This window comes from Streptomyces sp. NPDC015171, from assembly GCF_043079545.1.
Lineage (GTDB): Bacteria > Actinomycetota > Actinomycetes > Streptomycetales > Streptomycetaceae > Streptomyces.
The window spans coordinates 1-4,157 of the sequence record NZ_JBIBUO010000050.1 but is presented as its reverse complement, the minus strand read 5'-3'; the positions used below and the strand labels follow the sequence as shown (position 1 = coordinate 4,157).

The 4,157-nt window shown below is 63.0% G+C and carries 4 protein-coding genes; 2 read left to right on the top strand and 2 right to left on the bottom strand.

The window, feature by feature from the left end:
- Positions 1–466 precede the first annotated feature (466 nt).
- Positions 467–1,549 (bottom strand): hypothetical protein, encoded by a 1,083-nt coding sequence (locus ACF073_RS41430; protein ID WP_392076740.1) that lies wholly within the window; start codon positions 1,547–1,549, stop codon positions 467–469.
- Positions 1,550–2,217: 668 nt separating this feature from the next.
- On the opposite strand from ACF073_RS41430, the gene ACF073_RS41425 reads away from it, so the two are divergent.
- Complete coding sequence (locus ACF073_RS41425; protein WP_392076739.1) at positions 2,218–2,775, top strand: hypothetical protein; 558 nt, start codon at positions 2,218–2,220, stop codon at positions 2,773–2,775.
- Positions 2,776–2,854: 79 nt separating this feature from the next.
- Positions 2,855–3,445 carry a hypothetical protein gene (locus ACF073_RS41420; protein WP_392076737.1) on the top strand — a complete coding sequence of 197 codons (591 nt, stop codon included), beginning with the start codon at positions 2,855–2,857 and terminating at the stop codon, positions 3,443–3,445.
- 620 nt (positions 3,446–4,065) lie between these two features.
- Here ACF073_RS41420 and ACF073_RS41415 read toward each other — a convergent pair.
- Positions 4,066–4,143: a hypothetical protein gene (locus tag ACF073_RS41415; RefSeq protein WP_392076741.1), complete on the bottom strand. Its 78-nt coding sequence runs from the start codon at positions 4,141–4,143 to the stop codon at positions 4,066–4,068.
- Positions 4,144–4,157: the final 14 nt, after the last annotated feature.

The following is a 4,157-nucleotide window of genomic DNA, read 5'->3' as shown; positions in this document are numbered from 1 at the left end:
AGCTCCCGCTCCGCGGGAGCTCCTGCGGGATGCTGCGCATCCCGCCCACCGGGGCGGCTCAGCCGCCCCGGTGACACTCCGTCCGCTGCGCTCCCGGAACTCCGGGGCCTCCGGCCCTGGGGTGACTTCCGCTGCGCTCCAGCCACCCGGTGGCGCTTTTTACGCCACAAAGGCCGGCCCCGCTGCGCGGGACGGCGAAGCGGGCCTTCGGCCCGAGCGGCAGGGGCCAGGTGGGCTGAGGTCGGTGACTCTGCATCAGGTGATGCAGCATGTAGCCTTGGCAGAACTGGGCCATTCTCTTGCCTCAAAATGAGGACCGGATCAGATCTGGAATAGGAGCCCACCCCCGCTTATCGGGTGGCACCGCTCTCGGAGTTGCACTTCCCATAGGGGCGACCAGATCGCAAAGGCCCTATGTAGCTTTGGCGGAACTACCTTACACCCTAATTACAGGACCTAAGCCTGTTCACTTCTTGCGATTTTTGGCAATTTCGACGGTTACAGCAATGAAAGCGATAAGAGCGAGACCGCTGAACGTAAAAACAAGCTGTGTGGAACTGTGATGGCTTGTGAACATAAAAGGTAGCAAGACTGCCACCATAGCGAAGGTTAAGACGCCAGCTCGTCCAGAGAGCAGCCATGGGATATCCGGCGGCGGAACGGCTTTGGTCAGTTTGGCGTCGGATAGCAGGTAGCCACTCTTCCGGGCCAGCTGTGAGGCTTTCAGTCCGGCGGCCGCGCGGAAACTAGCGAAGTGGTCTATGTTAACTAATCCGAAAGGTACCGGAGGAACAGTCCCTGGAGGATCCGGTGGGGTTTTGCGGTCTTCCTCGAACGCCTTACTGATCCGTTCGGCAAGGAGCTTCCATTCTGGCACGTCGGTTCGCTCGGCGAGCCTGGCGAGCCGGGGCAGGACGTCCGTGATCGTCACTTGGTCCGTGCCTCTGGGCTCGATGAGTTCGCTGTCGAAGAGCAGTACCAGTGCTCTCAGGTAGTCGGTCAGGTCGTGCCAGGACTCCGCAGTACTCCGGCTGTCCTTGCTGGTGTTCGTGGGGAGACGCTCGTCCAGTTTGGCCAGGAGCGGCTCGGCCTTCTTGGAGGCGATGTTGCGGGAGCGGTCCGCATCAGCCTTGATCGTAGTGAGCATTGCCTCGTACTCGGCCGCGATGGCCTGCATCGCGTCGCGCTCCTGCGGCAATGGACGGCCGATCAGGCTGGTCTTGCGCTCCCTCTCTAGGTGCACACGTACGACCGCCCACTTGCTCTCCCACCTTTTGATGTCGGCTTTGCGGTAGCCCGCGAGCGCGGTGACCAGGGCCATCGGTGGGAGCTTGACGGCGTTGAAAGCCTTGGAGAGCGCCGATTTCGACCAGTTCAGCTCTTTTGCGAGCTTCTCAAGGGTGCTGTCACCCTGCAACTGCCGTAGCTCTCGCGCGAACTCGCGCAGGACTGCATCGCGGCCGGCTACGTCCAGGCTCTTCTGTGGCCGTCCCGGTCCCCGTCGTGACGGCTCATCGACGCCGGCGTCCTTGCCCCCATCTTCTGACACACTGCCAGGCTACCCAGTTCGAGCACGTCAGCTCAGCGGGATCCCGGAAACAATCGCTGCGGCCCTCTGACCTGCTGGGAAACAGTCCGCCCGGCAGCATGCACTCCACTGGGTGGATCGGAAAAAAGATCGGCTCTAAGGGTTCGATTCCGTGGCTACAACCTAAGCGTGCCCCGACCGCCGGGGCCCGGCCCAAGGAGGTAGGACCCATGAACATCCACCGGAATCTCGCTCAGAACAGTCGCCTCACAGACACGATCGTCTTCCTCTCGATACTGGTAGCGACCGTCGTGATGATCTCTTTAGGAGTCTCACCCGGCTCCCTGGCCACCGTGGCAACAGCTCTGTCCGCCCTCTACAGCGCATGGACCAGCGCGCGGCGCTCTACTACTCCCCCAGACGGCCCGGTGCCAGACAGCGACAGCTCATCCGCCCCAGCAAGCGTCCCCCAGCCACAGCATCCGTCGGCTGAAGTCACCAGCCGTTAGCGGCGATACGCCGCCATCCCGAACGGCCCCGGGGAACCGCTCTCACCGTTCCCCGGGATGAACGCCGCTTCAAGAAAGTCAGGCGACCCCACCTGCGATGTGCCGTCTTCGTGACAGTGAGCCACCTGGGGATGTACCAAACCAGGACAGCCGCTTCCCAGCAGCCGTCGCGCACGCCTGTTGACGCAGACCAAGCTGCCCAACCACCCCGGAAGCCAGACGGCCGGCAAGCCACTGTTGTACTTGCCTGCCAGCGGCTCCAGCAACACCGGCCGTACACCCACCCAAAACCGAAACGTAATCTGTCCGTCAGGATGGGCCGCAAAGTCAGGCAACCCCGACACGACCACGCTTCCCGGCAACGTTCCCAGCGGGAGCGATCCTATGTCGTGCGACGAATTCGCTTACGCCGCCACCTACAACAGCGGCGGCATGCCCACACCCGACGGACTCAATCCTGTCTCTTCGGGCGACCAGTGTGTGCAGACATACTCTCAGCGCACCCAGACCGATGTGTGGCACTTCTATGACGACATGCGCCAGGCTGCTCCAACGTGGAAGGAAGTCTGTGGACGCTCGGCCATGTCGAACTGGACGAACACGCAGTCCATGCAGTTGTTCCCGTCGCAATTCTCGCAGCCGAACCGGATGCTCGACCAGGACGCCTACTGGTATTACGCCCTCGAGTTCGCTGGATGCAACGCAACCGCAGCGACCGTGAAGTGCACGGTCAAGTGACCTACCGAACCACGGAGGCGGCTTGCATCGACTACGGTGGCGCCGCCCCCGCTTCTCTCGCGACAGGAGACGCTGTTTCATGACCGACGGCCTTCAGTGGCTCGAGGATCCGATGCCTCTCCCCGGCGGCTACTGCGCCATCTTGGCTCGCGGCATCGATCCCGAGAACCTCGTACGCCGACTCGTTCCTGGGAGCAAGCCTCGCTTCATCGGTCCGCGTACACATACAGCATTCGAGGCCGACCTGTTCGAGCTCGACCGCAGCAAGCTCGTGAACACGACCGTAGGTATCCGTTACGGATCGGTCGGCGACCTTTCTTTCTCGATCGGCTACGGACCCTGGTACGAGCTCCTCAACCGATTCGACACGCCGGAAATATCTCACGGAGGTGCGCATACATTCGAGCTTTATTTTATGGCCGAGCACCCGAACGTTCCGCCTCCCCATTTCCGTTACAACCATGACGGCGTGTACGAAGTGATGGGTGATCTCAACAACGACGACTGGGTAGGATTCGTCGACGTCCTAGGAAACAACGCCGAGCTAGTCGCCGCGCTGGAAGCCGACAAGCGACGTCCCCTAGAAAGCCTGGAACAGCGGTTCGGTCTGACACTTCCGAAGGAAAGGATTCTCACAGACGCCCTTGCTGCCGCGATCATCAGAAACTGATTGCACCGAGACCGACCCCTGAAACCCTCAGCCGATCGGTCTGCCTGCAGGGTTGGGACAGCTGCAAACAACACTCGTCCGCCACGCACCCGTCTGAGAAGGGGCCGTCGGATCCGACTACTGAGGCTGGCGCCCGCACAAGGCGGTCCCTGTCGTCAACCAGGCCGAGGCCGGCTGTGATGCGCCGTGACAGCGGCTGCGGCGGAAGGCAGCCAGGGCCGCAACAGCAAGCCATCGTCGACCAGCAGTGTCGGCTGGCTGGAGGAGTTGAGGCTGCCTGGAGGCATGACAGAGGTGACCAGAGCGGGCGTGATCGACATCATGGCAAGCCTGCCTCTGGCTCGTGGTGTCGGGCCTGGGTGGTGGTCCTGTTCAGCCACCTCGTGGTGCCGCGTCGGGGTCCGGCTGTTCCTCCAGAACCGGAGGTCCCGCATGCGTGGGGCCGGGCACGGCCGCCATGCGCCGCCCTCCCAGCGCGGCGACGACGCTGCGGCCGCCTTAGAGTTCGTAACACGATCACGATCCGGGCTTCTTGAGGCGTGTCCACGCACACGCGGGTCGTTGGCGGTGCGCGCCCCGAAGGCGCGATGTCCTTCGGAGCGCGCGGCAGGGGTTCGGGTTCAGGCGTTGTAGCCACCGTGGGCGTCCAGCACCGCGCCCGTGACGTACGACGCGGCGGGGCTGGCCAGGAAGGCGATCGCGGCGGCGATTT